Source organism: Salinifilum ghardaiensis, from assembly GCF_054491345.1.
Window position 1 is genome coordinate 2486904 of the sequence record NZ_CM137101.1, and the last position, 26075, is coordinate 2512978.

Sequence of the window (26075 nt, forward strand, 5' to 3'; positions counted from 1 at the left end):
TGCTCGTAGCCGCGCAGCCTGGCTTTCGGCGGAGCGCTCCGGCGTCACCGCTCGGTGCTCGCCTCCGCGCGCGGGGAGTCGAACACGGTCGCGCCGGTGCTCTGCGTCCGCTCGTGGGCGATGCCGAGGTCGATCCCGGGGCGGTCGCGCAGGCACAGCACGGCCGCGGTGGCGAGCACGAACATCACCACCAGGTACGTGGCGACGGCGAGCACCGTGCCGGTGGACTGCACGAGGAAGGCGGCGATCGTCGGCGCGAACGCGCCCCCGAGGATCGAACCGAGCGCGTAGGCGATCGCCACACCGGAGTAGCGCACCGAAGCCGGGAACAGCTCGGCGTACCAGGCGGACTGCGGACCGTAGGTCAGTCCGAGGCCGAGGGTGAACAGGGCGAGTCCCAGCATCAGCAGACCGGCGCTGCCGGTGGCGGTGAGCAGGAACAGCGGGAAAACGGTGATCAGCAGCGCCGCGTAGCCGTACAGGTAGGAGCGCTTGCGCCCGAGGAGGTCGGCGGTGATGCCGGACAGGTACGTCGTGATCAGCCACAGGAAGGCCGTGGCGGACACGATCAGCAGCACGGGCGTGCGGTCGAGCCGGGCCGGGCCGCTCGGATCGGTGGCGTAGTTGGTGATGAACCCGCCGGTGACCATGTAGCCGGCCGCGTTGTTGCCCGCGAAGACCAGGGCGGCCAGCAGTACCAGCAGCCAGTGGTGCCGCGCCAGCTGCAGCACCGGTGCGGTGGTCCGGCGCCGCCGCTCGGCGAGGTCGGCGAAGACGGGGCTCTCGTCCACGGCGCGGCGCACGACGTAGCCCACGCCGATGAGCACGACGCTGAGCAGGAACGGCACTCGCCAACCCCACTGGAGGAACTGCTCACCGGGGGAGAGGACGCCGGTCATGAGCGCCATCACCCCGGAGGCCAGCAGCATGCCCAGCGGCACGCCGAGCTGGGGCACGGCACCGGAGCGGCCCCGGCGGTGCGGATCGGCGTGCTCGACCGCCATGAGCACCGCACCTCCCCACTCGCCGCCGGCGGAGATGCCCTGCAGCACGCGCAGCACGATCAGGGCGACGGGGGCGAGCACGCCGATGCTGCCGTGCGTGGGCAGCAGGCCGATGAGGCTCGTGGCGCCGCCCATGAGCAGCAGCGTGATCACGAGCATCGCGCGCCGGCCGATGCGGTCGCCGAAGTGCCCGGCCAGGAACGCGCCCAGCGGGCGGAAGACGAAGCTGATGCCGACCGTGGCGAACGACAGCAGCAGCCCGATCCGCTCGCCGGCCGGGGCGAAGAACAGGTCGGTGAACACCAGGGCGGCGGCCGTGCCGTAGATGAAGAAGTCGTACCACTCGATCGTCGTGCCGATGACGGTCGCTGCCGCGACCCGCCGCTGGTTGGTCGCTGCCCGGTGGTGTGCCTGCTCCGCGGTCATCGTGCCCCTTGCTCGGCTGCGCTTCCGTTCGGCGTCCACCCGGGCGAACCGGGCGGAGATCGCGTGGCGGATGAGCTTGGCAACGCCGCGGGACGGCGTGAAGAGCGCTCCTTCGCCCAGCGGAAGGCGCGGCGGGGACCGCGGTCGCCGCACCGGGCGCCGCGGCGACCGCGGCGACCGGGGCGCCGCGTTAGGCTGCGTGCATGGACTGGATCACCACGCCCCTGTCCGCGGATCTCGTGCGCGGCGCGTTCGAGCTGGAGACCACCGAGCGCGGGGTGCTGCCGCACCGGCTGCCCGCGTGGGCGCGCGCCCAGTGCGGCGATCCGCAGCTGGCGAGGGTGGAGGCCCAGCCGTCCGGGGTGCGGTTGGTGCTGCGCACTCGCGCGACCGCGGTGGAGCTGGACACGCTGCGCACGCGGATCGCCTATCGGGGCGTGGGGCCGCGCCCGGAGGGCGTGTACGACCTGCTCGTCGACGGGGAGTTGGTGGCTCGGGCGAGCACGACCGGCGGTGACGTGGAGACCGTGGACATGACCACCGGGGCCGTGGACAGCGAGTCCGGACCGGTCGGCACGGTCCGGTTCACCGGTCTGCCCGCGCGGGACAAGGACGTGGAGGTCTGGCTGCCGCACAACGAGCTGACCGAGCTGGTCGCGTTGCGCAGCGACGCGCCGGTCGAGCCCGTGCCGCGGGGGCGGCGCCGGGTGTGGGCGCACCACGGCAGTTCGATCAGCCACGGCTCCGATGCGGCGAGTCCGACGACGACGTGGCCGGCGGTGGCCGCCGCGCGCGGCGGGGTGGAGCTGGTCAACCTCGGGTTCGGCGGCAGTGCGCTGCTCGATCCGTTCATCGCGCGCACGCTGCGCGACACCCCGGCGGAGCTGATCAGCCTCAAGCTCGGCATCAACCTGGTCAACATCGACCTGATGCGGCTGCGCGCCTTCGGGCCCGCCGTGCACGGTTACCTCGACACCATCCGCGAGGGCCATCCTGCCACGCCGCTGCTGGTGGTCTCGCCCCTGTACTGCCCGATCCACGAGGACACGCCGGGGCCGGGCGCGCCGGACTTCAGCGGGGAGCAGATCCGGTTCCGCGCCACGGGCGATCCCGCGGAGCGCGCCGCGGGCAAGTTGACGCTGGGCGTGATCCGGGAGGAGTTGGCCCGCGTCGTCAAGCAGCGGGCGGACGACGATCCGAACCTGCACTACCTCGACGGGCGCGAGCTCTACGGGGAGGCGGACTTCGCCGACCTGCCGCTGCCGGACCAGCTCCACCCGGATGCGGCGGCGCACCGGCGCATCGGCGGGCGTTTCGCGGAGTTCGCCTTCGGCGCGGGCGGCCCGTTCGGAGGGTGAGCAGGGGGCCTCGCTGGCTCCGCTGCGGCCCGGCTCGAGGTGACCGGCTTCGAACTGGTGGCGGGTCGCGGCAGGGGTGAGCGCGTCCGAAGGCCGGGCGCGGGGAGCGCAGCGCGGTGTTCGGGTGCACGGTGCGGACGACGGGCGCGTCGGCTGCGCGACGCGCCGTTGTCCGGGGGCGGAGACCGCTGGCTCAGTCGTAGCCGCGGATGAGGTGGTGCTCGTCCTCGGCGTCGGCCAGCCGGGAGTGGGGGAGCTGGCGGGGCAGTTGGGGCGGGTGCGCCGGGACCTCGGGGTTTCCGGCGGGGCTCGTGCTCCGCTGGTGGGTCAGCTGTGCGGTTTCCGCCTCCGTGGTTCGCATCGTTCGGCTCCTCTCGACAACGCTCGACGCTCCTCATGATGGTGGCGCAGGCCACAGAACGCATGCTTTCGCCCCCGTCCTGGCGTGTCATCAATATGTTTGCCTCTGTCATTTCAGTGTTGAATGAAATAAAATCGAACACAGGTGCTCGGCCTCACCCGCGGTACGGGAATTTCGCACAGAAGAGAGGGTTGATCCGGGCAGGTTGCCTTGCGAGTCGAGCAGGAGGGTCGTGTGCACGGGGAGTACAAGGTTCCGGACGGGAAGCTCGTGAAGGTCGACGCCGCCGTCGTCGACGGGCGGTTGAGCGAGGTGCGGGTCAGCGGTGACTTCTTCCTGGAGCCGGACGACGCGCTGGAGCAGCTCAACCGGAGCTTGACGGGCGCGTCCTCCGACGCGGAGCTGGGCGAGCTCGTGGAGCGGATGCGGTCCGGGCTGCCCTCCGACGCGCGGCTGGTGGGGTTCTCGCCGGAGGCGGTGGCGATCGCGGTGCGCCGCGGGGTCACGCAGGCGTCGCAGTGGACCGACCACCGGTGGGGCGTGGTGCACGAGGCGGCGCGGCCGCCGCTGATGCACATGGCGCTGGACCAGGTGCTCGCCGAGGAGGTCGCCGAGGGGCGCCGCGCGCCCACGTTGCGGATCTGGGAGTGGTCCCGGCCGTCGGTGATCCTGGGCAGTTTCCAGTCGGTGAGCAACGAGGTCGACCTGGAAGCAGCCGAGCGCTACGGCATCGAGGTGGTCCGCCGCATCACCGGGGGCGGGGCGATGTTCACCGAGCCGGGCAACGCGGTGACGTATTCGCTGTACGCGCCGGTGTCGCTGGTGGCGGGCATGCCGTTCGCCGAGTCGTACGCGTTCCTGGACGACTGGGTGCTGCAGGTGCTGCGCGAGCTGGGGTTGAACGTCTGGTACGAGCCGCTGAACGACATCGCCTCGGACGGCGGCAAGATCGGTGGTGCGGCGCAGCGGCGCGTGGCCTCGGGAGCGGTGCTGCACCACGCGACGCTGTCCTACGACGTCGATGCCGACAAACTGGGCGACGTGCTGCGCGTCGGCGGGGAGAAGCTGTCGGACAAGGGCGTGGCCAGCGCGAAGAAGCGGGTGGACCCGTTGCGGCGGCAGACCGGGTTGGACCGGTCGGTGATCATCGACCGGCTCGTGGACGGGTTCCGCAGCCGGTACGGGCTCAGCGACATGCCGGTCACGGCGGCGGAGGAGAAGCGGGCCCAGGAGCTGATCGAGGAGAAGTTCGCCACCGGGGGCTGGTTCTACCGCGTGCCCTGAGAGGGGTGCGGCGGCGGCACCGCTCTCTCGGGGGAGACGTCCGGGTCGTTCCGGATGGTGCGGCGGTGCTGCGGAGCGATGCTGGGGGCATGGATCGGTGCAACGGTGCTTCCTGGCCGCTGGCCCTGGCGCTGGGCGCGTTCGCCCTGGTGCGGCCGCTGCTGTCGATGACCGGGGTGATGGATGACCTGGGCAGGCCGGTGGCTCCGCTCGCGTTCACCGCGGTGATCTCAGCGGTGTGGATCGTGGTGGTGGGCCTCTCGCGGGTGCGGCACCCGGTGGTCACGCTCGTGGGGGCGGGGCTGGTCTACGGCGTGCTGGCGGTGGTGTTGAGCGCGGTCGGGTCCCTGCTGCTGACGGGGCAGCTGCAGGGGCCGTTGACCACGCCGTGGGGAGTGGGCGTGGTCGCCACGCTGGTGGTCAACGTCGTCTGGGGCGCGGTGACGGGCGTGTTCGCCGCGCTGCTGCAGCAGGGCCTGCACCGGCGGCCGGTGCGGCGCTGACGTGGCCGGTGAGCACGGCGCCACCGCGCCGGGGAGCGCTGCTCGGGTCAGGGCAGGGGGTTGGCGACCCCGGGGCTCCCGGCCTTGCGGCGCAGCCAGACCTTGCGGGTGCCGTCGGCGTAGAGCAGCACGCGGGAGAGCTCCCAGTCGGCGAACTCGGCGTGCACGGACAGCTGGGTCGCTGCGCTGAGCCGGGTCGTCCCGGGCGGCAGGCGCAGCGGTTGGTATTCCCACTTGGAATCGGCCTCAGCGGCGTCCTGGGGGTTGTTGCGGCTCACGGTTCCACCACCTGTACTCCGGCGCCGCCCGCGGAGGTGATGTAGGCGGCGCCGGTTCGGGAGTCGACGGCCACCGTATGCGGTTGGGCCACGGTGCGGAACCGGTGGCGCAGTTCGGGTTCGCCGCCGGCCACGTCGTAGGCGAGGACTTCGTTGCGGTCGGTGAGGGTGATCCAGGCGAGGTCGCGGCGCGCGTCGTAGGCGATGCCGTAGGGGCTGCCGGGCAGCGGGTAGCGCTGCTTGAGGATCAGGTTGTTGGTGTCGAAGGCGAGCAGTTCGTTCTTGCGGGTGTCGACGGTGAGCACCCGGCCGTAGCGGTCGGCGACGCCGTTGGTGGCGCCTTGCCCGGCGCGCAGCGCCTCGCCCTCGTCGCCGGTGCGGGGGTCGACGGAGGTCAGCGAGGTGGTCAGCCGGTCGAGCACCTGGATTTCGCCGTTCTGCGCGAACAGGCGCGCCGGCCCGTCGAACTCGCCGGTGGTGCGGGGGCGCCCGTCGCCGTGGATGGTGATCGAACCGGCGTCGCGCTGGGCCACGGCCAGGGCGCCGTCGTCGAGGCGGATCGCGTCGACGGGTCCGCCGGGGGCGGGGGTGGTGCCGGTGCGGTGGCCGGTGCGGATGTCGATGTGGGCGATCTCGCCGCGGTCGGGCACGGCTACCAGGGCGGTGCCGCCGTTGGCGGTGACGTTGGCGGCGGGTGCGCCGAGCGGGACGGTGCGCTGCTGGTTCGTGCGCGGGTCGAGGAGGGTCAGCCCCTGGTCGCCGGCCAGCAGCAGGGTGCCGGTGGTGGTGTCGAACGCGCTGGTGCCGGCGGCGGGTGCGGGCCGGACGGTGCCCTGCGGATCGGCGGGGGCGCGTGCGGGTGCGGGGGTGGCGGCGCTGAGCTGGTCGGTGGCTTGCAGCGGGTCACCTGCGTCCATGCTGCCGCATCCGGCGAGCAGGGTGGCTGCCAGGCAGGTGATCAGTAGCCGACGCAACGCGTACCTCCCGTGCGGTGCGCCGCGCCGCGGGCGGCGCACGTGGTGTTGGCCCGTGCCCAGCATCCCCGACGGAGGTGCGGGCGTGGTGGGCGGGTTGGGCGTGCGGTCGGTGCGGGTGTGGTCCGGCGCGCGCGGTGGGTGACTACCCTCGCGGGGCGTGGCGACTCTGGTTCTGGTGCGGCATGCGCGGTCGACGTCGAACGGGTCCGGCACGTTGGCCGGGCGCACTCCGGGTGTGGAGTTGGACGAGACCGGTCGGGGGCAGGCGGCGGGCCTGCCGGGGCGGTTGCGGGGATTGCCGTTGCACCGGGTGGTGGCTTCGCCGTTGCGGCGGTGCGGCGACACGGTGCGGGGGGTGGCCGCCGAGCGCGGGTTGCGGGTGGTCACCGACGAGCGGTGGTCCGAGGTGGACTACGGCGACTGGACGGGGTGCCGGTTGGCGGAGTTGACCGAGCTGCCGCTGTGGAGGGTGGTGCAGCAGCAGCCGGCGGGGGCGGTGTTCCCCGGTGGTGAGGGGTTGGCGGCGATGCAGGCGCGGGCGGTGGCGGCCGCGCGCGAGTGCGACCGCTCGTTGGAGTCCGAGGTCGGTGAGCACGGGGTTGCGGTGGTGTGTTCGCACGGTGATGTGCTCAAGTCGGTGCTGGCCGACGCGCTCGGTGCGCACCTGGACCTGTTCCAGCGGATCGTGGTGGAGCCCGCGTCGGTGAGCGTGGTGCGCTACACCGCTTCGCGGCCGTTCGTGCTGCGGCTCAACGACACCGGTGGTGACCTGTCCGGGTTGGCGCCGCAGGAGGGGGCGAGTGGTGGTGAGGCCACCGTGGGGGGTGACACCGGTCGGGCCGGGGGCACCTCGGGGGCGTGACCGGGTGGCTGTTTCCGCTGCGGTGCGCCGGCGGCGACAATGGGGGGCGTGTACTTCCCGGTGACGGATGTGCGGCGGTTCCTGGTGGGGGACTGGTCGTTGGAGCGCGACATCGTGGACACGAGCGGTGGTCCGGCGGGGGATTTCTCCGGTGCTGCGCAGGCGCGGGTCGAGGGCGGTGTCGTGGTCTACCGGGAGCGGGGCCGGATGCGGCTGGGCGGGCACGAGGGCCCGGCGTCGCGGTGCTTGCACTACCACGTCACGGGGCCGGGGCAGGCGCGCGTGTTCTTCGACTACGGGGACTTCTTCCACGAGTTGGATCTGCGCAGCGGGTACGCCACGGCGCGGCATCCGTGCCGGGCGGACGTGTACCGGGGTGAGTTCGGCGTGGTGGACGTGGACCACTGGTGGCAGCGGTGGGTGGTCACCGGGCCGGAGAAGAACCACGTGATCACCACGCGGTTGTGCCGCGTCGGCTGAGGTGCTGGAGGCGCAGGTGTACACGACGGTGCCGGGTGGGCGCGTGCCGGTCCGGTTGTGGGTGCCGCCGGAGGAGGTCGAACCGGCGGCGATGGGCCAGTTGCGGGCGGCTGCGGCGCTGCCGTGGGTGCACGGGGTGGCGGCGATGCCGGATGTGCACGTGGGCAAGGGCGCCACGGTCGGCAGCGTGCTGGCGTTGCGGGGTGCGGTCGCTCCGGCCGCGGTGGGGGTGGACATCGGTTGTGGTGTGGACGCGGTGCGGTTGGGCCTGTCCGCGGAGGATCTGCCTGCTGATCTGGGGCGGTTGCGGCGGCGGATCGAGAGGTCGGTGCCGGTGGGGTTCGGCATGCACTCCGATCCGGTGGATGCGGAGCGGTTGGGCGTGCCGGGCGGGTGGAACCGGTTCTGGGACGCCTTCGACGCGTTGGACTCGGCGGTGGCCGATCGGCGGGCGCGGGCGCGGTGCCAGATGGGCACGCTCGGCGGTGGCAACCACTTCCTCGAGGTGTGCGCCGAGGAGGAGGGGCCGCGGCCGGGGCGGGTGTGGCTGGTGCTGCACTCCGGATCGCGCAACATCGGCAAGGAGTTGGCCGAGCGCCACATCGAGGTGGCCCGCGGGTTGCCGCACAACCGGGATCTGCCGGATCGGGACTTGGCGGTGCTGCTGGAGGGCACCGAGCAGATGCGGCAGTACCGGCACGACCTGTTCTGGGCCCAGGAGTACGCCTGGCGCAACCGGGCGGTGATGATGGCGCTGCTGCGGGAGTGCGTGGTGGGGGAGTTCGGTGCGGCGCCGGTGGAGGAGTCGGTCTCGTGCCACCACAACTACGTCGCCGAGGAGGTCCACGACGGCGTGGAGGTGCTGGTCACGCGGAAGGGCGCGATCCGCGCCGGTGCCGGCCAGGCCGGGGTGGTGCCGGGCAGCATGGGGGTCGGTTCGTACGTGGTGCGTGGTCGGGGCAGTGGTGAGTCGTTCTGCTCGGCCGCGCACGGGGCGGGGCGGCGCATGTCGCGGGCGAAGGCGCGCAGGACGTTTTCCACCGCCGATCTTCAGGGGCAGACCCGCGGGGTGTGCTGCCGCACCGACCGGGGTGTGCTGGATGAGATTCCCGCTGCGTACAAGGATTTGGATGCGGTGATGGCCGCGCAGCGGGACCTGGTGGATCCGGTGGCGCGGGTGCGGCCGCTGGTGTGCGTGAAGGGCTGACGCGCGTGTTGGCCGCACGGTGGGGCGCGGTGGCCGGTCGTCCGGTGGAGTGGAAGACCCCGGAGGAGCGGGTGCGGGTGTGCGCCGCGGGGCGGGTGGTGGCTGCGGCGTTGGCCGCTGCCCGGGCGCGGGTGGCGGCCGGGGTGGAGCTCGTCGAGGTGGACGCGGCGGCTGCGGCGGTGGTGGCCGAGCACGGTGCGACGCCGGTGGGGCCGGGGTTGCGGCCGGGTGGGGCGTTGTCCGCGTCGGTGGGGGAGGTGCTGGTGCGGGGCGTGCCGGACGGGCGGCGGTTGGCCGCGGGGGAGGTGGTGTCGCTGTCGTGCGCGGTGCGCTGCGGCGGGTGGCACGCGTTGGCGGCGGAGACGGTGCCGGTCGGCGCCGTGGGTGCGGTCGGGCGGGGTTTGCTCGGGGCGGTGGAGCAGGCGCTGGTCGACGGGGTGGCGGCGGTGCGGCCGGGTGGCGCGGTGGCGGATGTGGCCTACGCGGTCGGTGTGGTGGCGCTCGGTGGCGGGTTCGGCGTGCCGGGGCTGCTGTGCGGGCACGGCGTCGGTCGGGAGTTGTGGGAGCCGCCGGTGGTGCCGAGCGAGGTCGACGCGGCCGGGCGGGTGCCGTTGCGGCCGGGTGTGGTCTGCACCGTTGAACCCGTGCTCGTCGCCGGTGGCGATGCTGCGGTGACCTGGGGCGGTGACGGGTCGGTGCGGTCGGGGTCGGGCGCGTGGGCGGCGCACGCGGCGCACACGGTCGTCGTCACCGAGGACGGGCCGGTGGTGGCCACCCGGGTGTAGGCCGTTCAGCTGCGCCAGTACTCGCCCACGCGGTCGGGGGGGTAGGCGCCGCGGTCGGTGACGATGGTGGTGACCAGTTGCGGGTCGGTCACGTCGAATGCCGGGTAGAGCCCGGTGGCGCGGTGGCTGGCGGTGCGTGTGCCGAGGGCGTGCAGCACGTCGTCGCCGTCGCGGTATTCGATGGGCACGTCGGCGCCGGTGGCGGCCTGCGGGTCGGGCGCGTGGCACAGGGCGTGGAAGGGCACGCCGAAGGTGTGCGCGGCGGTGGCCAGCTGCAGCGTGCCGACCTTGTTGATGACGTGCCCGTCGAGGGTGACGCGGTCGCTGGCGGTGACGAGCGCGTCGATCTCGCCGGCGCGCATGAGCGCGGCCGGCATGCCGTCGGTGACGACGGTGACCTCGGTGCCCATTTCGGCCAGGGTTTCGGCGGTCAGCCGGGCGCCTTGCAGGTAGGGGCGGGTTTCGGTGCAGGTGAACGCGGGGGTTTTGCCGGCCTGCTGGGCGGCGCGGACGGTTTCGACCAGGTACAGGTCGCCCCAGCAGTGGGTGAGCACCCGGCCGGTGTGCGGCAGCAGCGCGGCGGCGGCCCGGCCGAGGGCGGCGCTGCGGTCGCGGTAGTCGGTCTCGCCGGCGTGGGCGCCGCGGGCCGCGGCGGTGAGCACGTCCGCGTCGGTGTCCTCGGCCAGGGCGGTGTCGACGGTGTCGAGCACCCACCCGGCGGCCAGCCGCGGTTGTTCGTTGGTGGGGCGGGTGGCGATGAGCCGGTCGGCCGCGGCGGCCAGGTGGGCGCGGGCGTGCTGCGGTGGTTGGCCGGTGGTGTCGCGGGCGGCCAGCACCAGGCCGGCGAGCACGGCGAAGTAGGGCCCGGAGGACTGGGTGACCATGTCCTCGATGGCGCGGGCGACGTCCTCGACGGTGCGCGCGTGCACCCACCGGTGTTCGAAGGGGAACACGCGCCGGTCGAGCAGGTGCACGCCGTCGTCGTCCAGCTGCACGCTGCGCGCCAGGGCGGGGGCGGTGTCGGTGGTGGTCATGGGTGGTCCTCGCCGGTCGTCGCTGCCGCGGGTGGGTGCTGCTTCCAGGTTACGGGGCGGGCGGGTGCGCTCGGGCGCGCCGGTATTCGTGGTGCGGGCGGCCGTGGGCGCTGCGGGTGCGGTGGTAGGTGAAGCCGAGCTTGCCCAGCACGCGGGCCGAGGCGGTGTTGCGCGGGTCGACCAGGGCGTAGACCTCGGGCAGGTCGAGGGTGTGGAACGCGTGCTGCAGGCAGGCGCGGGCGGCTTCGGTGGCCAGGCCGCGTCCCCACGCCGCGCGGGCGAGGGTGTAGCCGAATTCGACGCCGTGCGTGGTGGTTTCGAAGCCGATGTCGCCGGTGATGCCGCCGGTGCCGCGGTCGAGCAGGGCCCACACGGCGAAGCCGTGCTCGCGCTGGTGGCATTCGGCGTGTTCGAGCAGCGCCGCGGTCTGCTCCGCGGTCATCGGCCGGCCGTGGCCGACGTAGCGCATGACGCGCGGGTCGGCGTAGACGGCGTGGATCGCCGGTTGGTCGTGCGGGGCGAACGGGCGGATCAGCACGCGCGGCGCGCGCAGGGGAAACGACGTGTCCACCAGGCCAGTGTGCCCGAGCGGGGCAACGGGTTTCCGCCGGTGGTGCGGGGTTCAGGTCGTGCGGGATCCGGTGAAGACGATGCGGTTGCCGTCCGGGTCGGTCAGTACCAGCAGCCGCACCGCCGTCGCTTCCTGCGGACCGTCGTAGGGGATGCCGGCGCGGTCCAGGTCCGCGGCGCGGGCGTCGAGGTCGGACTCGTGCAGGACCATCGAGGAGCGTCCGGCCCGGTCCGGTTCGGCCCACACCTGCACACCGAAGGTGTCGGCGAGGTGCCACTCGACGAGGCCGTCCATCGGGCGGGTGTCCGGCGCCCGGTGGAACAGCTTCGCGTACCACGCCGCCGCCGCGTCGAGGTCGGTCACGGTCATCTGCGCCAGCACGTTCTCGATCGTCATTCCGCGATCTCCTCCGGTGGGGGAGCCCTGCGGTGTCCCGTCCCCGAGGAGCTTACGAGGGTTTCCGGCGCGGGCGCACGGCGGTTCGGCCGGCCGCGGCGCCTCTCGTAGGCCACGGACACGCCGAGCAGCACCAGTCCGGTGCCGGCCAGGGCCGCGCCGGCGAGGTTCGGGGAGGCGTAGCCGTAGCCGGCGGCGATGGTCAGCCCGCCCAGCCACGCCCCGAGCGAGTTGGCGAGGTTCGCCCCGGACTGCAGCGCGGCCGACACGAGGGAGGGGGCGTCGCGGGCCTGGTCGAGCAGGCGGGTTTGCACCGCGGGGCCGAGGGAGAGGCTGAACATGCCGATGGCGAACAGCAGCGGCACGGCCAGCCACGGCACCGGTGCGGCGAGGGTGAGCGCGCACAGCGCGGTGACCACGCCGACGAGCCCGGTGGTGAGGGTGCGCAGCGGGCTGCGGTCGGCCAGGCGGCCGCCGACGTAGGAGCCGACGGTCATGCCCAGGCCGATGACCACCAGCAGCGCGGTGATCGCGTCGGCGGGGAACCCGCCGACGCGGGTCATCATGGGGGTGATGTAGCTGTAGCAGGCGAACAGTCCGCCGAAGCCGGTGATGATCACCGCCAGTGACAGCAGCACGCGCGGCCGCACGAGCGCGCCGACTTCGGCGCGCAGCGAACCGGTGGCGGCGCGGCCGGCGTGGGCGGGGATGAGGGTGAGCACGGCGAGGGTGGCTGCGGCGCCGAGCACGGCGACCATGCCGAAGGTCCAGCGCCAGCCGAGTTGTTGGCCGATGAGCGTGCCGGCGGGCACGCCGATGACGTTGGCGATGGTCAGGCCGAGGAACATCATGGACACGGCGCTGCCGCGGCGGCGGGGTGGTACGAGGCCGGCGGCGACGACGGCGCCGACGCCGAAGAACGTGCCGTGCGGCAGGCCGCTGACGAATCGGGCGGCCAGCAGCAGGGTGAACGTGGGGGCCAGGGCGGAGGCGAGGTTGCCGAGGGTGAACAGCCCCATCAGTCCGTTGAGGACGCGTTGCCGGGGCAGGCGCACGGTCAGCACCGTCAGCAGCGGTGCGCCGAGGACGACGCCGAGGGCGTAGCCGGAGATGAGGCCGCCGGCGGTGGGGATGTCGACGTGCATGCCGCCGGCGACGTCGGGCAGCATGCCCATGATCACGAATTCGGTGGTGCCGATGCCGAATCCGCCGAGCGCGAGGGCGATCAGGGCCATCCGCACGGTCCCGGCCGGGGGGTGCCCGGCCTGTTCACGCGTGCTCATACCTCTCCTGGTCCGCTGCGCGGTCGCCGCGGCCGGTCGGACCGCCGCGGGATGCGGCGGCGGGGCCGGTGGGCGGGTGACGGCGGCGGGATTTCCGCGCCGTCCGCGGCGGGAAACCACTGCGCGGCGGATGTGGCCGAGGACACGGCCTGCGGGGTGCGACGTGCCCTCACGCGTTGTGGTTGTTGCCGGTGCCGGCCGGCTCGGCTGCGGGGGTCTCGTGCGGCAGCGCCCCGCGGGGTCAGGAGCGCTTGGCGGGTTTGGGCGGGTCCTTGCGCAGCAGGTCGGGGCCGATGATCGCGCGCACGGCGCGGCGCAGCCAGCTCTTGCGCGGCCGGGCCTCGGGGGTGGGGCCGTCGTGCTGGGGCGTGGTGTCGATCGTGGTTTCGGCGGTCGGCTCGGCCACCGGAGCAGCCGGAGCTGCCGCTGGGGCGGTGGTGGCCGCCGGGGAGTGCGGGGCGGCCGGTGGCGGCGGTGGGGGCGTGTCACCGCGCGGGTCGGGGTTGAGGCGTTTGGCGAATTCCGGCTGCTCGTTGCGGATCGCGGGGATGTAGGGCTGGGTCACCTCGACCTGGTCGACGGCGTGGCCGTCGGCCGGGGCCGCGGGGGCGGGAGCGGGGGCGGACGTGGCGGTCGGGGGGTGCGCCGCGTCCTCGAAGGACAAGTTCCCCTCGATGCGGGTGGTCAGCGGTCCGGTCGCGTCCGATCCGCTGTCCGGGGAAGGGTGCGGGTGCTGCGGGCGGGCGGACTCCGACGGCAGCACCGGTTGGAACCACGGTCGGGTGAGATCGTCTTGAACAGTCATCCCTGATCGACTTTACGGGGGCGTGTTGGTCACTGTCACCGGCCGGGGTGGTCCGGTTGGATCTAGACCCTACCGGTAACGGTGCGATAAAGCTCAACCCTCTCCGGCATCGGAAACCGCGTGCGACATGCCACCTTCCGCTGCTCGGGGGAGGCGGGTCGGCACGCTCCGTGACCGCCCTGGTGGAATTGCGGTCGCCGTCCCCACCGGAGGGCACGCATCGTGATCACACCGGTGGGATGCGCAGCACGCAGCGACGCGGCGCCGGTGTGATCAACGCTACTCCCGAACCGCGCGGCGCCGCGCGTTGCGCACCCCGCGCGGTTCCGCGCGGCGGGTGGAGCACCCCGCTCAGGCGGGCTGGCCCTCGGCGGCGCGCTGCAGCGCTGCGATGTCCAGCTTGCCCATGCCCAGCATCGCCTCGGTGGCCCGCCGCGCCCGCTGCGGATCCGGATCGGTGACGAGCTCTTCGAGCACCGTGGGCACGATCTGCCAGGACAGGCCGAACCGGTCGGTCAGCCAACCGCACGGGCCTCCCCGGCCACCTTCGGTGAGCCGGCGCCAGTAGTAGTCGATCTCGTCCTGGGTGGCGCACGGCACCTGGAACGACACCGCCTCGTTGAAGGTGAACTCCGGCCCGCCGTTGAGGGCGATGAACCGGTGGCCGTCGAGGACGAATTCGACGGTCATCACCGACCCCGCCGGCCGCGGCGCGCCCTCGGGGAAGCGGGTCACCGCCACCACGCGGGAGCGGGGGAACACGCTGGTGTAGAAGTGGGCGGCCTGCTCGGCCTGCCCGTCGAACCACAGATTGGGGATCACCGACGTCGTCATGACGACCCTCGCCTTTGCCGAGGCGCCGCCGGGCGGCGGCGCTGCAGGATGGGCTTTCCCCCACGGTGCTTCGTCGACGGCGGCGCGGACAGGGAACAACGTCCCGTCCGCACGCGCTGGCCCCCGCGTCGGGGTTGGGATCGCCCGCGTCAGTGCGCGTCGGGCAGAGCGGTGGCGGTGGTGATGAGGGCTTCCGCGGCGGCGTCGATGCGGGGGATGTCGCCGGTGACGATGCGGTCCGGGCACAGCCCGCGCAGTCCGGAGATGAGCAGGCTGGCGCGGGCGCGGGCCTCGAGGTCGTCGAAACCGAGATCGCGGTAGATGGGCACGAGCGGTTCGACCGACCTGCAGCCGGGGCGGGCTGCGCGGTGGGGTTCAGGCGTCACCGGAGTGCTGCTCGGCGCGGCGGGCCGCGGCGCGCTCGGCGTGCGAGGGCGGGTCGGAGGGCACGTGCGCGGGCCGGCGGGACTCCATCTCCTTGCGCAGCACGGGCACGACGTCCTCGGCGAGGTGATCGATCTGCTCGAGCACGGTCTTCAGCGGCAGTCCGGCGTGGTCGATGAGGAACAGCTGGCGCTGGTAGTCGCCGACCTCGTCGGCCATGGCCGCGTAGCGCTCGATGACCTGCTGCGGGCTGCCCACGGTCAGCGGCGTGGTGGTGGTGAAGTCCTCCATCGTCGGCCCGTGGCCGTAGACGGGGGCGTTGTCGAAGTACGGGCGGAACTCGTTCCAGGCGTCCTGGGAGTTGCGGCGCATGAACGCCTGCCCGCCCAGGCCGACGACGGCCTGGTCGGCGCGGCCGTGGCCGTGGTGCTCGAACCGCTGGCGGTAGTGCTGGACCATCTTCCTGGTGTGGTGCAGGGGCCAGAAGATGTTGTTGTGGAAGAAGCCGTCGCCGTAGTAGGCGGCCTGCTCGGCGATCTCGGGGCTGCGGATCGAGCCGTGCCAGACGAACGGCGGCACCCCGTCCAGCGGCCGCGGGGTGGAGGTGAAGCCCTGCAGCGGGGTGCGGAACGTGCCCTGCCAGTCGACGACCTCCTCCTCCCACAGCCGCCGCAGCAGCGCGTAGTGCTCGATCGCCAGCGGGAGGCCCTGGCGGATGTCGTAGCCGAACCACGGGTAGACCGGGCCCTGGTTGCCGCGGCCCAGCATCAGGTCCATCCGCCCGTCGGCGAGGACCTGCAGCATCGCGTAGTCCTCGGCGATCTTCACCGGGTCGTTGGTGGTGATCAACGTCGTCGAGGTGGACAGCACGATGTTCTCGGTCGTGCCGGCCAGGTTCCCGAGCAGCGTCGTCGGCGACGAGGCGACGAACGGCGGGTTGTGGTGCTCACCGGTGGCGAACACGTCCAGGCCCGCCTGGTCGGCGTGCTGGGCGATGGTCCGCATCGACCGGACGCGTTCGGTGTCGTCGGGGGTGCGGCCGGTGGTCGGGTCCGGGGTGACGTCGCTGACGGTGAAGATGCCGAACTGCATCGCGTGCCTCCGTGGTCGGGCGCCGAGCGAATCTCTCGCGTAGAAACATTTTACGCGCGAGATGCATTCCCCAGCCTAGCGCCCGCCCCGCCGACCGGGGGCAACCGGGCTCCTCGGTGTCCCCCCCCCCGAACCCGCCGGGCTCGGGGGGAGGAACACAGCGAACCCGCCGCGGCGACGCCCACCGCCGAAGCGGCCCCGCGGACGCGCTCACTCCGGCCAGGAGGAATTCTTGATGACCTCGACGAAGTCGTCGCGGACGAACCCGGGGACGCAGTGGGCCAGCACGTCGGCCTTGACGTTGCCGAAGGTGGTCCCCGGGCGGTCCTTGATGCCCTCGGTGAACGCGGCCAGGATCCGGTTTTTGAAGTCCGGGCGGGGGTGGGCGGCGACCACGGCCGCACGCTGCTCCGCGGAGACCGCGTCGTAGCCGATGCCCAGCACGTCCAGCTCCACCCCCCGGGTGACCAGGGCGACCTCGGAGGCCATGTGCAGCGGGATCTCCGGGGTGGTGTGCAGCGCGATCGCCGTCCACACCCGGTCGGCCTGCTCACCGGTGACGCCGCGGGCGCGCAGGAAACGGTGGGCCTCGTCGGCCCCGTCGACCTCGAAGCGCTGGTCGGTGCGGCGGAACCGCTCGGTCAACCCCAGGTCGTGGAACATCGCCCCCACGTACAGCAGCTCCGCGTCGAACCGGAGCCCCTGCTCGTGCCCGCGCAGCGACGCCCACAGGAACACCCGGCGGGAGTGGTCGAACAGCAGCGGCGGCGCCGCCTCCCGCACCAGCTCGGTCGCCTCCCGCGCCAGGGCGCTGTCCGGGATCCGCACCCCCGCGATCGTTTCGCTCACGCTCTCTCCTCATCCCGTCTCGGCACTGCTGCCCCCAGCATCGCCGGGCGCGTAGCCTGGCGCCATGTCCGTTCCGACAGAGAAACCACGGATCCGGCCATGACGCACCGCGTGGGGATCGTCGTGTTCGACGGCGTGACCCTGCTCGACGTCAGCGGCCCCTCGGAAGTCCTGCACCAGGCGGACCGGCTCGGCCACCACTACGAACCGGTGCTGATCTCCGCACGCGGCGGGGAGGTCACCACCGCGGCCGGACCGGCGCTGAGCGGCACCGTGCCGGCGGCCGAGGCGGGCCGGCTCGACACGGTCCTCGTCGCCGGCGGCGACCGCCTGGCCGAACAGCCCCTCGAGGCGGAGCTGCTGGCGGTGAGCCGGGCGGTGGCGGCACGAGCGGCGCGGGTCGCCGCGGTGTGCACCGGCGCGTTCGTCCTGGCCGAGCTGGGCCTGCTCGACGGGCGCCGGGCGAGCACGCACTGGCGGCACGCCACCGCGCTGGCCCGCCGCCACCCCCGGGTGCGCGTCGAACCGGACGCCATCCACGTCCGCGACGGGCGCTTCGTCACCTCCGCGGGGATCAGCGCGGGCATCGACCTGACGCTGGCCCTGGTCGAGGACGACCACGGAGCCGAGGCGGCCCGCCGCATCGCTCGCGAACTGGTCGTCTTCCTGCACCGCCCCGGCGGGCAGGCGCAGTTCACCACGGCCACCACTCCGCCCGCGCGCACCGAGACGGTGCGCACCCTGATCAACTCCGTGCTGGCCGACCCGGCCGCTGAGCACGACCTGCCGTCCATGGCCCGCGCCGCGGCCGTCAGCCCCCGGCACCTGACCCGGCTGTTCCGCAGCGAACTGGGCACCACCCCCGCCCGCTGGGTCGAGCGGATCCGGCTCGACCAGGCGCAGCAACTCCTCCTCGACGGGCACAGCGTCACCTCGGCGGCCCGGCGCAGCGGACTCGGCAGCGACGAAACCCTCCGCCGCGCCTTCGCCCGCCACCTCGGCACCACCCCCACCACCTACCTCCACCGCTTCACCACCACCGGCCCGCCCCGCCGCGGCGCCCGGGCCGGGGCGGGCACGGCGGAGGAGCAGGAACGCGACCCCGGCTGAGCAGGAGACCGGAACAGGAGCCGGCTCCGCGCTGAGCACGCGACGACGAACCCGAGAACGACGAACGCGGGGGGGAGCACCGTGGCGACAACGACCGACGACTGCCCGTTCTGCGAGATCGTGCGGGGCGCCGCGCCCGCAGCGGTGGTCCGCGAGACCGAGCGCGTGCTCGCCTTCCGCGACCTGCACCCGCAGGGGCCGTGCCACGTGCTGGTGGTCCCGAAGGAACACCACCCCGACCTCGCGTCGCTGCGGGCCGGTGGAGGCGCACTCGCCGGCGAGCTGATCCTCGAGGCGCACCAAGTCGCGCTGGACGAGGGCATCGCGGACAGCGGTTACCGCCTCGTGTGCAACACCGGCCGGGACGGTGGCCAGACCGTCTCGCACCTGCACTGGCACGTGCTCGGCGGACGCCGGTTCAGCTGGCCACCCGGCTGACGGCGCGCACGGCGCGCCGCCGCCGGCCGCGCTCAGATCGTGAAGGCGAGGTGCTCGGCCAGGCGATTGCCCAGCTCGGCGTCGCCGTCCACCGCGATCGCCGCGCGGTGCTCGGCCGCGGTGGTGCGGCCCCCGACCAGCCGGGCGAACAACACCGCGTCCAGCCGCAGCGCGGCCGTGGCGGGACCGTCCAGCGCGGGCACGACCGCCGCGCGGCCGTCGACGGCCACGTGCAGCGTGCGCGCGGCCGCGCCGGTGAGTTCCAGCCGCACCCGCGCCCCGTCGGGCGCCTGGGCGCGCTTGCCGACGAGGTAGCCCAGCGCGCCGGTGATCTCCTCGAAGGCCGCGTCGACGACGGGGCCGCCCTCGTGGCCGGGGCGGCCGAGCGCGTGGCGGATGTCCTGCTCGTGCAGCCAGCAGTCGAACACGCGGATGCGCATGAACCGGCCGTAGGAGGCCTGGCCGACGGGGGTGGGCACCGCGGCGGCGAAGTCGTCGGTGCCCATGGCCTGCAGCGCCTCCAGCCGCCGGGCGGTGACCTCCCGGAACGCGGCCAGCACCGCCGCGGGGGAGTGCCCGCGCAGCGAGCGCACCCAGCACTCGTTGCGCGCGGCGATGTCGTTGTGCACGTGCGGCAACGTGGAGGGGTCCACCTCGACCTGCGGGGTGGGCTCACCGGAGAGCATCCGCTCGGTGCCGATGATGTGCGCGGCCACGTCCTGCACGCTCCACCCGGGCAGTCCGCTGGGGGCCGACCACTCGTCCTCGCGCAGGTCGGCCAGCAGCGCCTCGAGCGCCCGCCACTCCTGCTGCAGCGCGGGAACCAGGCGCTGCGGGGACAACTCGTCGTTCACGGGGCCTCCTCGGTGGTGGGGACGTCGACGACCTCGCCGCGGTTGATGCTCACCCAATCCCGCCCGGCCAGGTACGGCCGCAGCACCCGGTGGATGGTCTCCTGGTCGGCGGGCGATTTCGGCCGCTGCAGTTCGTAGACCGTGCCGAACTCGAGCATGCCGGTGACCACGTGCCACAGCCGTTCGGCCGCCGCACCGGTGGGCGGGTCGACCAGCACCGGGCCGAACAGGCACTGCCCGTCGGCGAAGAACAGCGTCGGCACGCCGAAACCGCCCGCGGCGGTGACGCGCTGGTGGTCGGCCCACACGTCGTCGTGGGTGGACGCATCGGCCAACGCGGCGTCGAGTTCGCCCGGTGCGAGGCCGAGGTCGGTCAGCAGCTGCCGCGCCGTGTCCGGCTCGTGCGGCTTGCGGCCGTGCTCGTGCAACGCCGAGCCGATCTGCTGCAGCCACGCATCGCACAGCGCCGCGTCGCGGCGGCGCAGCCACGCGGCGATGCGCATCAGCGACCAGCCGTAGGACCAGTCGCGCTGCCACGGGTGCTTCTGGCTCTCGGCCCGGTTGATCTCCTCGAGGCTGAAGAACCGCCAGTGCACCACCAGGCCGAGCCGTTGCCGCAGTTCGCGGATCCACCGGGCGGTCTGGAACGCGAACGGGCACATCGGATCGAGGTGGAAGTCCACCTCGTGCTGCGCCGCGTCGATCACGGCCGCGCACGCTACGAGCAGCACCCCGCCCGGTCAAGCACGGCTCCTCGGCCCAGGCGCGGTCGGCCGCCGCCCCTACCCGGTTCCGCGCGGGACTGTCACTCCTCGGCGAGGGAGCGCACCCCGTGGACGGGGTGGTAGCCGAGATGGCGCGCTGCGGCGGTGGAGTCGTAGACGCGGTCGAGGCGGTCCGGCAGCGACCAGCCCTGCCACCGGAACACCGCCACCTCCCGCGGTGCGCGCTCGGCCAGCACCGACGCCGCGTCGTGCCGCAGCGCTGCCGCGTCGCTGCGGTGGAACAGCAGCGGTCCGGCGATGACGAACACCCCGCCGACGTCGGTGTGCTGCACGGCCAGGCGGTGGGCCCGCGCGACGTCGTCGAGCGCCACGCCCCGGTGCAGCCGGTGCGCAGCTGCCGCGGCCGCCGGTTCGGGGAAGCACCGGGCGATGCGCAGCACCACTGTGGACGGATCACTGCCGTGGGCGGCGCCGACCAGCTGCTCCGCGGCGCGTTTCGTCTCGTCGTAGACGTCGCGCGGCCGCGGCGGCAACTGCTCGTCCACCCACACCGCCCGGCCGTGCGGCACCAGCGCGTGGCCGTAGACCGAGGTGCTGCTGGTATGGACGAACCGCCGCACCCCGCGAGCGCGCGCCGCGCGCAGCAGCGCGGCGGTCGCGGCGCGTTGACCGCGTGGAACTCGTCCTCCGCGGCATTTCCCACGTGCGGGGCGTGCAGCGCGGCGGTGTGCACCACGGCGTCGGCCCCGTCGAGCAGGCGGCGCCGCAGCGCCACCTCGCGCACGTCCCCCCGGTGCGCGGTCCACACGCCGGGGCGCAGGTCCCAGCCGCGCACGTGGTGGCCCGCCGCGTGCAGCTCGCGGCTGATCGCCGCACCGACCGCGCCGGACGAGCCCGTCACCACAACGCGTTGCACGGTCCGGCAGCCTAGCCCGCCTCCTGCGCCGCGCGCCCCGTTCCGCTGAGGGAACCGGGCTCGGCGGGCGGCCGGTCCGTGGCGCGGAACCGAGATCACTCGAGCGAGCGGTGCGGGGCCTGCTGGGGGTGCTCGTCGGTGAGCGCCGCGCGTCCGCGGGCGAGGACGCGGTGCGGGTGGCGCAGCACGGCGAGGTCGGCGCGGGGGTCGCCGGGGACGACGAGGAGGTCGGCGGCGTAGCCCGGGGCGATGCGTCCGGCGGAGTCGCCGAGGCCGAGTGCGGTGGCGCTCGTGGTGGTGGCCATCTCGAGGATCGCCGCGGGGGAAAAGCCCAGGTATTCGTACAGTTCGAGGGCCCCGACGACGTCGTCGAACACCGAGCCCGGCAGGCCGGCGTCGGTGCCGGTGATGAGCGGTACGCCGAGGTCGGCCATCCACGTGAGCCGGCCGTAGATGGCCTGCGCCTTCTCCGGTCCGGCCTTGTCGGCGAGGGCGCGCCAGTTGCGGGAGCTCGCGGCGCAGGCGTAGATGCCGGTCTGCGCCATCGTCGTGGCGACGTCCTCGCGGCGGTCGGGCCCGTCGGCTCCCATCCAGGTGCAGTGCTCCACGGTGCTCACCCCCGCGTCGACGGCGGCGGCGATCGCGTCGCTGCCGTGCGCGTGCGCGGCCACGGGCAGGCCCATCCGCGTGGCCTCGTCCACGACCAGGGCCAGTTCGGCGGGGGTGAACTGGGACTGCCACATGGGGGGTGATTCGGGGGTGAGCTGGCCTCCGGAGGCCATGACCTTGATGACGTCGGCGCCCTGCTCGGCGGTGCGCTGGATGCGTTCGCGGATGTCGCGTTCGTGCTCGACGACGCCGCCGAGGAACCAGCAGTGCCCGCGGGGCACGGTCAGCGGGGCTCCGGCGGCGACGATCCGCGGGGCGGTCAGGTCCTCGCGGGTGATGGCCTCGCGCAGCCGGAAGGCGGCGCCGTCGCGGTCGCCGAGGTCGCGCACGGTGGTCACCCCCGCCGCGAGTGCCTGCTGCGCGCGTTCGAGCATGCCGGCCAGCAGGCTGGGCTCGTCCCGCTGGTGCAGCGCGGTGACGGGCTCGGTGCCGCCGTCGAAGGCCAGGTGCACGTGCGCGTTGACCAGTCCGGGCAGCACGGTCGCGTGCGGGTGGTCTTCCCGGGTGGTTCCGGCGGGGGCCTGCTGCGCGAGTTCGCTGCGCGGCCCGACCGCGCGGATGCGGTCGCCGTCGCAGAGCACCGCACCGTCGTGCAGGTTCTGCCCGGCGGGGCCGAGCAGGACGCGTTCCGCCGTGATCAGTCTCATGAACTGGCCTTTTCGCGTGTTTCGGGATGGTTGGCCACGGCCTGCGACAGGGTCAGCAGCTGGTGGAGGTCGGCGTCCGCGTCGGTGCTGGTCAGTACCGGCACGGCGGCGCGCAGGTCGGGGGTGTGCTCGGCGCAGGCGCGTTGCTGGCGCAGCGCGGTGCGCATGGCTTCCGCGCGTTGTTCCACGGGCGCTCGCGGGTCGTAGCCGGCGCGGGACAGGTGCGGCTGCCGGGCGGCCAGCTGCCGCTGCACGGCCTCGTGCAGCGCTGCGGCCTGTGCCCGCGGCGGGTCCTGCGGGTCGTAGCCCGCGGCGGCGAGGTCGGGGCTGAGCTGCACGATCCCGTCCCGGCACTCGACGTAGCGGCGCCAGAAGCGGCGGTGCACGCGCGCCGCGCGCCACCGGTCACCGGCGGAGGGGGCCTGCGGGTCCAGGGTCGCCTCGGGGTAGAGCGGGTGCAGCACGTCCCACAGCGGCCGCAGGGCGTACCAGTGGCGCCGGTGGCGCAGCCACGTGCGCAGCCGGGCGAGCTGCGTGAGCACGAGCGCCAGCAGCAGCCCGGCGAGGAACAGCGGGTTGGCGATGATGAGCATCGCCAGGGCGGTGGTGTTGACCGGTTCGGGGATCGTGCCGCCGGAGGAGCGCACCACCACGAACACCGCGCGCAGCAGGCTGGCCGCGGCCTGCAGTGCCAGTCCGACGGCGGCGGTGCGCAGCCCCGCGCGCAGCCGCCGGTCGGATTCCGCGCCGTAGAGCCAGGACCACCGGGCGGCCGCGCCGGTGATGTGGATGAAGTACCCGCCGGCGATGAGGTAGAACGCGGCGATGGGTGCCACCTGCATGTCCGCGGTGGAGAAGGAGTGGTCGCGCAGCGGTGGCGGGGTCAGGTACATCGCCGTGGTGATGAGGGCGGCGGTGACCGCCAGCAGGGCGCCTTCCCGCTTCGCGCGTCGCCGGGCGCGGTCCCCGCCGACCGAGAGCAGGAAGAACAGCGCCAGCGCGTAGTACTTCGCGTGCAGCACCACGTTCTGGGCCAGTTTGGCCGCTCCGTGGCCCGCCTCGGGGTTCGCGGCGGCGAGGTAGGCCAGCTGCTGCAGCCCGTAGCCGCCGGCTTGCAGCAGCAGGCAGGCCACCACCGCCCACAGGGCGCGGTTGCCGGGGGCGCGGACGAGGCGGACGAGGAACACCGCCAGCACCGCGCAGACGACGAGGTTGGTGACCGGCCAGAGCATCACGGCCACCGCGTCCCGTGGCTGAGTGCTTCCTGCGCGCGCTGCGCGCGGGACGATCCGGTGGGCAGTGCCACTTCGGTGCGGGTGCGCGCGGTCTCCAGCAGCAGCGTGGCGGCGGTCTCGGCCTCGTGTTCCTGGGTGGTGTCGTAGGCGGTGCGGCGCAGCGTTCCCCAGTCGAAGGCGTCGGTGTCGACCCCGTCCGCGGGGTGGATCGGGTCCGGGCGGTGGCCGCAGAGAATGTGGCCGAGTTCGTGGGCGATGATGTGCTGCTGGTGCAGGGGAGTGGTCCGCTGCTGGTAGAGGATCCATTCGGCCTTGCGGCCCGGGATCCACAGTCCGAACGGGCCGTTGGCCGCCAGCGGGTACGCGGTGGCGTGGATCGGTCGGCTGCGTCGCTGCGAGAGCCGGTGGCACACCTCCAGCATGTCCATCGGGTGGTCGATGCCGGCGGTGCGCAGCGTGGCGCGCAGCGCGCGCCGCAGGCGTCGTTCGCGGCCGCGCCGCGCCCGCGCTCCCTCTCCGTTCAGCGCTGCTCACCTCCGCTGGCGGTGCACGTCCGGGGCGGCCCGTGCAGGTCTGTGCGGGTCTGTGCACCGCGGGACATCATTGCGGTTCCTCGCTGTTGCGGTCCATCTGGGATTCGAGGAACCGGATGTACTGGGCGAGGTGGGCCAGCTGTTCGGGCGGGAGTTCGCCGGCGCGGTACAGCGCTGCGGGCAGTTCGGGATCGGCGGTGCGTCCGCTGAAGGTCTCCACGCTCACGCCGAAGACGTCGGCCAGCGCGTCGACGAGGGCGAAGCTCGGTTGCGCTCCGCCGCGCACCAGTTTCCAGACGTGCTGCCGGGAGACGGGGTGGCCGGCGGCGGTGAGGGCTTTCGCCACCGCCCCCGGGGTCCACGGTCGTCCGTCCGGTTGCGGGCAGGTCTGCATGAGCCAGCGCAGCCGTTCGCCGAACGCGGCCCGGCTGTCTGCGGTGTCGTCGCTCATGGCCCCTCCTCGCCAGTGTCGACCGCGGTCGGCAGCATGACGTGCTGTCGCGTGCCGTTGACGGAGTCCGTTGACTGCGTGACGCGCTGACAGTACTGTTGCCGTGCCATCGTAAACTATAGATGACACCTTTGATCTCCTCAATCGCCGAGGTGATCCGCGGGTGCACGACGGCGGCGCCCGCCGGCCCTGCCGGCGGCGTGCGGCCGGATCCCGTGCCGCCGAAGCCTCCGACACCGGCGCGGCGAGGCCCCTTCCTGGGGGTAGGGGCCTCGCCCGCCCGGGCGGTGCGCCACCCGGGCCTGCGGTCCGCACCGGGCGGTGCGCTTCAGCCGAGGTAGCCGGCGATCTGGTCGACGGCGAGCACGGCGAACAGCACCAGGCACAGCGCCAGCACCGCGTTCGACAGCCACCGCGAGCGGTGCGCGGCGGGAACGAACCGCGAGTTGAGCAGCACCAGCAGCGTGCCCGACAGGAAGGGCATGAACAGCGCGCCGAGCACGCCGTAGACGATGGTCACCTGGAACGGCTTGTCCAGGAACAGCAGGCTCATCGGCGGGAACGTCAACCACAGCAGGTACACCCGGAACGGGCGGCTGTGCTCGCCGGCGTGCTCCGCATAGGCGTCGACGGTCTCGGCGGGAGCCTGCCGGGGCGTGCGCCAGGTGCGCCACCAGTCGGAGAACAGCAGGCTCACCCCGTTCCACACGCCGATCAGCGAAGTCATCGTCACGGCGAAAAAACCCACCAGGAACGGCAACCGCGCCCACTGGCCGTAATCCGCGGCCAACGTCGCGCCCAGCTGCAGCAGCCCTTCATCGCCGTCGACGACGGGCCGGCCCAGCAGCAGCTCCGCAGCGATGATCATCATCGCGACGACGAAAACGCCCATCATCGTGTAGCCGAGGGCGTTGTCCAACCGCATGAACGGCAGCCAGCGGGGCGAGCGCCAGCCCTTGGCCAGCGTCCAGTACCCGTAGGAGGCCATGGTGATGGTGCCGCCGACACCGCCGATCAGGCCGAGGACGTAGGCCAGCGACCCCTCCGGCAGCGAGGGCACCAGCCCGCCGGCCAGCAGCGTCAGGTTCGGCGCCACGAGCACGGCGGTGCCCACGACGGTGACGAACATGACCCCCACCAGCACGGTCATGATCCGCTCGAGCACGGCGTAGCGGCCGAACCACACCAGCCCCAGCCCGGCCAGTCCGCACAGCACCGCCCACGACCGCACCGACAGGGCGGGGAACAGCGCGTTCAGCGGCAGCGCGGAGGCCGACATGGCCGTGGCGCCGTAGATGAAGCCCCAGATGACGATGTAGACGCCGAAGAACCCGGTGGCCCACCGGCCGAGAGCCCGCCACCCGGCCAGCATGGTGCGGTTCGACGCCAGGTGCCACCGGCCGACGGCCTCGCCGAGGCCGAGCTTGAACACGGTGCCCAGCACCACCGCCCACAGCAGGGTGTAGCCGTACTGGGAACCGGCGACCATGGAGGCCACCAGGTCACCGGCGCCGACACCGGTGGCCGCGGCCATGATCCCGGGCCCGATCTGCTTGGCCTTGGCCCGCCACCCGATCGGCGGGGCGGGGACCTCGGGCTGCGTTCCGTGCTGCTGCGGTGCGCTCATGGCAGTCCTCGATTCGCCGTGGACGGAGAACGGAGCGGGAAACGACGGGTTTTCCGGGAGTGGGCGGTCGTCGGGACGAGCGGAGCGACGGGGACGG

The 26075-nt window shown here is 73.4% G+C and carries 30 protein-coding genes and 1 pseudogene; 9 read left to right on the forward strand and 22 right to left on the reverse strand.

Annotated features, from left to right (window positions below; all coding sequences use genetic code 11):
- Nucleotides 1-44: 44 nt before the first annotated feature.
- Nucleotides 45-1430 (reverse strand): MFS transporter, encoded by a 1386-nt coding sequence (locus ACVGV0_RS11355; RefSeq protein ID WP_459159825.1) that lies wholly within the window; start codon nucleotides 1428-1430, stop codon nucleotides 45-47.
- 203 nt (nucleotides 1431-1633) lie between these two features.
- Here ACVGV0_RS11355 and ACVGV0_RS11360 point away from each other — a divergent pair, with 203 nt between their 5' ends.
- Nucleotides 1634-2788 carry a GDSL-type esterase/lipase family protein gene (locus tag ACVGV0_RS11360; RefSeq protein WP_459159826.1) on the forward strand — a complete coding sequence of 385 codons (1155 nt, stop codon included), beginning with the start codon at nucleotides 1634-1636 and terminating at the stop codon, nucleotides 2786-2788.
- A 193-nt stretch (nucleotides 2789-2981) separates the two neighbouring features.
- On the opposite strand, the gene ACVGV0_RS11365 is transcribed toward ACVGV0_RS11360, so the two are convergent.
- On the reverse strand, nucleotides 2982-3149 hold the full coding sequence (locus tag ACVGV0_RS11365; RefSeq protein ID WP_459159827.1) for a hypothetical protein: 168 nt from the start codon (nucleotides 3147-3149) through the stop codon (nucleotides 2982-2984).
- A gap of 234 nt (nucleotides 3150-3383) precedes the next feature.
- On the opposite strand from ACVGV0_RS11365, the gene ACVGV0_RS11370 reads away from it, so the two are divergent.
- Both ACVGV0_RS11370 and ACVGV0_RS11375 read left to right on the forward strand, forming a co-directional pair.
- On the forward strand, nucleotides 3384-4433 hold the full coding sequence (locus tag ACVGV0_RS11370; protein WP_459159828.1) for a lipoate--protein ligase family protein: 1050 nt from the start codon (nucleotides 3384-3386) through the stop codon (nucleotides 4431-4433).
- An 89-nt stretch (nucleotides 4434-4522) separates the two neighbouring features.
- Nucleotides 4523-4936: a hypothetical protein gene (locus ACVGV0_RS11375; protein ID WP_459159829.1), complete on the forward strand. Its 414-nt coding sequence runs from the start codon at nucleotides 4523-4525 to the stop codon at nucleotides 4934-4936.
- A 47-nt stretch (nucleotides 4937-4983) separates the two neighbouring features.
- On the opposite strand, the gene ACVGV0_RS11380 is transcribed toward ACVGV0_RS11375, so the two are convergent.
- On the reverse strand, nucleotides 4984-5214 hold the full coding sequence (locus ACVGV0_RS11380) for a DUF5703 family protein (RefSeq protein WP_459159830.1): 231 nt from the start codon (nucleotides 5212-5214) through the stop codon (nucleotides 4984-4986).
- On the reverse strand, nucleotides 5211-6188 hold the full coding sequence (locus ACVGV0_RS11385) for a YncE family protein (RefSeq protein ID WP_459159831.1): 978 nt from the start codon (nucleotides 6186-6188) through the stop codon (nucleotides 5211-5213). Before ACVGV0_RS11385 ends, ACVGV0_RS11380 begins: the two co-directional genes overlap by 4 nt.
- A 160-nt stretch (nucleotides 6189-6348) precedes the next feature.
- On the opposite strand from ACVGV0_RS11385, the gene ACVGV0_RS11390 reads away from it, so the two are divergent.
- Genes ACVGV0_RS11390 through ACVGV0_RS11405 form a run of 4 tightly spaced genes read left to right on the forward strand, consistent with a single transcriptional unit; the run spans nucleotide 6349 to nucleotide 9525 of the window.
- Nucleotides 6349-7053, forward strand: coding sequence for an MSMEG_4193 family putative phosphomutase (locus tag ACVGV0_RS11390; protein WP_459159832.1), 705 nt, complete (start codon nucleotides 6349-6351; stop codon nucleotides 7051-7053).
- Between the two features lie 48 nt (nucleotides 7054-7101).
- On the forward strand, nucleotides 7102-7533 hold the full coding sequence (locus tag ACVGV0_RS11395; protein WP_459159833.1) for a DUF6314 family protein: 432 nt from the start codon (nucleotides 7102-7104) through the stop codon (nucleotides 7531-7533).
- Between the two features lie 16 nt (nucleotides 7534-7549).
- Nucleotides 7550-8740, forward strand: coding sequence for an RtcB family protein (locus tag ACVGV0_RS11400; protein ID WP_459159834.1), 1191 nt, complete (start codon nucleotides 7550-7552; stop codon nucleotides 8738-8740).
- Between the two features lie 29 nt (nucleotides 8741-8769).
- On the forward strand, nucleotides 8770-9525 hold the full coding sequence (locus tag ACVGV0_RS11405) for a M24 family metallopeptidase (protein ID WP_459159835.1): 756 nt from the start codon (nucleotides 8770-8772) through the stop codon (nucleotides 9523-9525).
- A 5-nt stretch (nucleotides 9526-9530) separates the two neighbouring features.
- Here ACVGV0_RS11405 and ACVGV0_RS11410 read toward each other — a convergent pair whose 3' ends face one another.
- From ACVGV0_RS11410 to ACVGV0_RS11450, 9 genes are all read right to left on the reverse strand, one after another.
- Nucleotides 9531-10559 (reverse strand): translation initiation factor eIF-2B alpha/beta/delta subunit family protein, encoded by a 1029-nt coding sequence (locus ACVGV0_RS11410; RefSeq protein ID WP_459159836.1) that lies wholly within the window; start codon nucleotides 10557-10559, stop codon nucleotides 9531-9533.
- A gap of 49 nt (nucleotides 10560-10608) precedes the next feature.
- Nucleotides 10609-11130 carry a GNAT family N-acetyltransferase gene (locus tag ACVGV0_RS11415; RefSeq protein ID WP_459159837.1) on the reverse strand — a complete coding sequence of 174 codons (522 nt, stop codon included), beginning with the start codon at nucleotides 11128-11130 and terminating at the stop codon, nucleotides 10609-10611.
- 51 nt (nucleotides 11131-11181) lie between these two features.
- Entirely contained in the window at nucleotides 11182-11526 is a 345-nt protein-coding gene (locus ACVGV0_RS11420; RefSeq protein WP_459159838.1) for a VOC family protein, read from the reverse strand.
- Nucleotides 11523-12767 carry an MFS transporter gene (locus ACVGV0_RS11425; RefSeq protein ID WP_459159991.1) on the reverse strand — a complete coding sequence of 415 codons (1245 nt, stop codon included), beginning with the start codon at nucleotides 12765-12767 and terminating at the stop codon, nucleotides 11523-11525. The genes ACVGV0_RS11420 and ACVGV0_RS11425 overlap by 4 nt, the downstream gene beginning before the upstream one ends.
- A 283-nt stretch (nucleotides 12768-13050) precedes the next feature.
- Nucleotides 13051-13614, reverse strand: a complete 564-nt coding sequence (locus ACVGV0_RS11430) for a hypothetical protein (protein WP_459159839.1) — start codon at nucleotides 13612-13614, stop codon at nucleotides 13051-13053.
- A 351-nt stretch (nucleotides 13615-13965) separates the two neighbouring features.
- Nucleotides 13966-14448 carry a VOC family protein gene (locus ACVGV0_RS11435; RefSeq protein WP_459159840.1) on the reverse strand — a complete coding sequence of 161 codons (483 nt, stop codon included), beginning with the start codon at nucleotides 14446-14448 and terminating at the stop codon, nucleotides 13966-13968.
- Between the two features lie 149 nt (nucleotides 14449-14597).
- Entirely contained in the window at nucleotides 14598-14834 is a 237-nt protein-coding gene (locus ACVGV0_RS11440) for a hypothetical protein (RefSeq protein WP_459159841.1), read from the reverse strand.
- Entirely contained in the window at nucleotides 14824-15924 is a 1101-nt protein-coding gene (locus tag ACVGV0_RS11445) for an LLM class flavin-dependent oxidoreductase (protein ID WP_459159842.1), read from the reverse strand. Before ACVGV0_RS11445 ends, ACVGV0_RS11440 begins: the two co-directional genes overlap by 11 nt.
- A 210-nt stretch (nucleotides 15925-16134) precedes the next feature.
- Nucleotides 16135-16773, reverse strand: coding sequence for an HD domain-containing protein (locus ACVGV0_RS11450; RefSeq protein ID WP_459159843.1), 639 nt, complete (start codon nucleotides 16771-16773; stop codon nucleotides 16135-16137).
- A 99-nt stretch (nucleotides 16774-16872) separates the two neighbouring features.
- Here ACVGV0_RS11450 and ACVGV0_RS11455 point away from each other — a divergent pair, with 99 nt between their 5' ends.
- Both ACVGV0_RS11455 and ACVGV0_RS11460 read left to right on the forward strand, forming a co-directional pair.
- The gene (locus tag ACVGV0_RS11455) at nucleotides 16873-17883 is read left to right on the forward strand and encodes a GlxA family transcriptional regulator (RefSeq protein ID WP_459159844.1); all 1011 of its coding nucleotides are present in this window, start codon (nucleotides 16873-16875) and stop codon (nucleotides 17881-17883) included.
- Between the two features lie 81 nt (nucleotides 17884-17964).
- Nucleotides 17965-18321, forward strand: coding sequence for a histidine triad nucleotide-binding protein (locus tag ACVGV0_RS11460; protein WP_459159845.1), 357 nt, complete (start codon nucleotides 17965-17967; stop codon nucleotides 18319-18321).
- A 32-nt stretch (nucleotides 18322-18353) separates the two neighbouring features.
- On the opposite strand, the gene ACVGV0_RS11465 is transcribed toward ACVGV0_RS11460, so the two are convergent.
- From ACVGV0_RS11465 to ACVGV0_RS11505, 9 genes and pseudogenes are all read right to left on the reverse strand, one after another.
- A complete protein-coding gene (locus ACVGV0_RS11465) occupies nucleotides 18354-19175 on the reverse strand; it encodes a maleylpyruvate isomerase family mycothiol-dependent enzyme (RefSeq protein ID WP_459159992.1) in 822 nt (273 codons plus the stop codon).
- Nucleotides 19172-19882 (reverse strand): DsbA family oxidoreductase, encoded by a 711-nt coding sequence (locus ACVGV0_RS11470; protein WP_459159846.1) that lies wholly within the window; start codon nucleotides 19880-19882, stop codon nucleotides 19172-19174. The genes ACVGV0_RS11465 and ACVGV0_RS11470 overlap by 4 nt, the downstream gene beginning before the upstream one ends.
- A 98-nt stretch (nucleotides 19883-19980) precedes the next feature.
- Nucleotides 19981-20706 (reverse strand): NAD-dependent epimerase/dehydratase family protein, encoded by a 726-nt coding sequence (locus ACVGV0_RS11475; protein WP_459159847.1) that lies wholly within the window; start codon nucleotides 20704-20706, stop codon nucleotides 19981-19983.
- A pseudogene (locus ACVGV0_RS11480) lies at nucleotides 20622-20915 on the reverse strand (NAD-dependent epimerase/dehydratase family protein); the annotation flags it as partial. The gene ACVGV0_RS11475 and the pseudogene ACVGV0_RS11480, both read right to left, overlap by 85 nt.
- Nucleotides 20912-22132, reverse strand: coding sequence for an amidohydrolase family protein (locus tag ACVGV0_RS11485; protein ID WP_459159848.1), 1221 nt, complete (start codon nucleotides 22130-22132; stop codon nucleotides 20912-20914). The gene ACVGV0_RS11485 and the pseudogene ACVGV0_RS11480, both read right to left, overlap by 4 nt.
- Nucleotides 22129-23364 (reverse strand): MAB_1171c family putative transporter, encoded by a 1236-nt coding sequence (locus ACVGV0_RS11490; RefSeq protein ID WP_459159849.1) that lies wholly within the window; start codon nucleotides 23362-23364, stop codon nucleotides 22129-22131. Before ACVGV0_RS11490 ends, ACVGV0_RS11485 begins: the two co-directional genes overlap by 4 nt.
- A complete protein-coding gene (locus tag ACVGV0_RS11495) occupies nucleotides 23364-23795 on the reverse strand; it encodes an ImmA/IrrE family metallo-endopeptidase (protein ID WP_459159850.1) in 432 nt (143 codons plus the stop codon). Before ACVGV0_RS11495 ends, ACVGV0_RS11490 begins: the two co-directional genes overlap by 1 nt.
- A gap of 172 nt (nucleotides 23796-23967) precedes the next feature.
- Nucleotides 23968-24351 (reverse strand): helix-turn-helix domain-containing protein, encoded by a 384-nt coding sequence (locus ACVGV0_RS11500; protein WP_459159851.1) that lies wholly within the window; start codon nucleotides 24349-24351, stop codon nucleotides 23968-23970.
- Nucleotides 24352-24679: 328 nt separating this feature from the next.
- Nucleotides 24680-25978: an Nramp family divalent metal transporter gene (locus ACVGV0_RS11505; RefSeq protein WP_459159852.1), complete on the reverse strand. Its 1299-nt coding sequence runs from the start codon at nucleotides 25976-25978 to the stop codon at nucleotides 24680-24682.
- Nucleotides 25979-26075: the final 97 nt, after the last annotated feature.

What these genes read in the sequence shown, in the direction of transcription:
- ACVGV0_RS11355 (WP_459159825.1), bottom strand. Translation starts at nt 1,430, where the DNA reads ATGACCGCGGAGCAGGCACACCACCGGGCAGCGACCAACCAGCGGCGG.
- ACVGV0_RS11360 (WP_459159826.1), top strand. Translation starts at nt 1,634, where the DNA reads ATGGACTGGATCACCACGCCCCTGTCCGCGGATCTCGTGCGCGGCGCG.
- ACVGV0_RS11365 (WP_459159827.1), bottom strand. Translation starts at nt 3,149, where the DNA reads ATGCGAACCACGGAGGCGGAAACCGCACAGCTGACCCACCAGCGGAGC.
- ACVGV0_RS11375 (WP_459159829.1), top strand. Translation starts at nt 4,523, where the DNA reads ATGGATCGGTGCAACGGTGCTTCCTGGCCGCTGGCCCTGGCGCTGGGC.
- ACVGV0_RS11410 (WP_459159836.1), bottom strand. Translation starts at nt 10,559, where the DNA reads ATGACCACCACCGACACCGCCCCCGCCCTGGCGCGCAGCGTGCAGCTG.
- ACVGV0_RS11420 (WP_459159838.1), bottom strand. Translation starts at nt 11,526, where the DNA reads ATGACGATCGAGAACGTGCTGGCGCAGATGACCGTGACCGACCTCGAC.
- ACVGV0_RS11430 (WP_459159839.1), bottom strand. Translation starts at nt 13,614, where the DNA reads ATGACTGTTCAAGACGATCTCACCCGACCGTGGTTCCAACCGGTGCTG.
- ACVGV0_RS11435 (WP_459159840.1), bottom strand. Translation starts at nt 14,448, where the DNA reads ATGACGACGTCGGTGATCCCCAATCTGTGGTTCGACGGGCAGGCCGAG.
- ACVGV0_RS11445 (WP_459159842.1), bottom strand. Translation starts at nt 15,924, where the DNA reads ATGCAGTTCGGCATCTTCACCGTCAGCGACGTCACCCCGGACCCGACC.
- ACVGV0_RS11455 (WP_459159844.1), top strand. Translation starts at nt 16,873, where the DNA reads ATGACGCACCGCGTGGGGATCGTCGTGTTCGACGGCGTGACCCTGCTC.
- ACVGV0_RS11485 (WP_459159848.1), bottom strand. Translation starts at nt 22,132, where the DNA reads ATGAGACTGATCACGGCGGAACGCGTCCTGCTCGGCCCCGCCGGGCAG.
- ACVGV0_RS11490 (WP_459159849.1), bottom strand. Translation starts at nt 23,364, where the DNA reads ATGCTCTGGCCGGTCACCAACCTCGTCGTCTGCGCGGTGCTGGCGGTG.
- ACVGV0_RS11495 (WP_459159850.1), bottom strand. Translation starts at nt 23,795, where the DNA reads ATGGACATGCTGGAGGTGTGCCACCGGCTCTCGCAGCGACGCAGCCGA.
- ACVGV0_RS11500 (WP_459159851.1), bottom strand. Translation starts at nt 24,351, where the DNA reads ATGAGCGACGACACCGCAGACAGCCGGGCCGCGTTCGGCGAACGGCTG.
- ACVGV0_RS11505 (WP_459159852.1), bottom strand. Translation starts at nt 25,978, where the DNA reads ATGAGCGCACCGCAGCAGCACGGAACGCAGCCCGAGGTCCCCGCCCCG.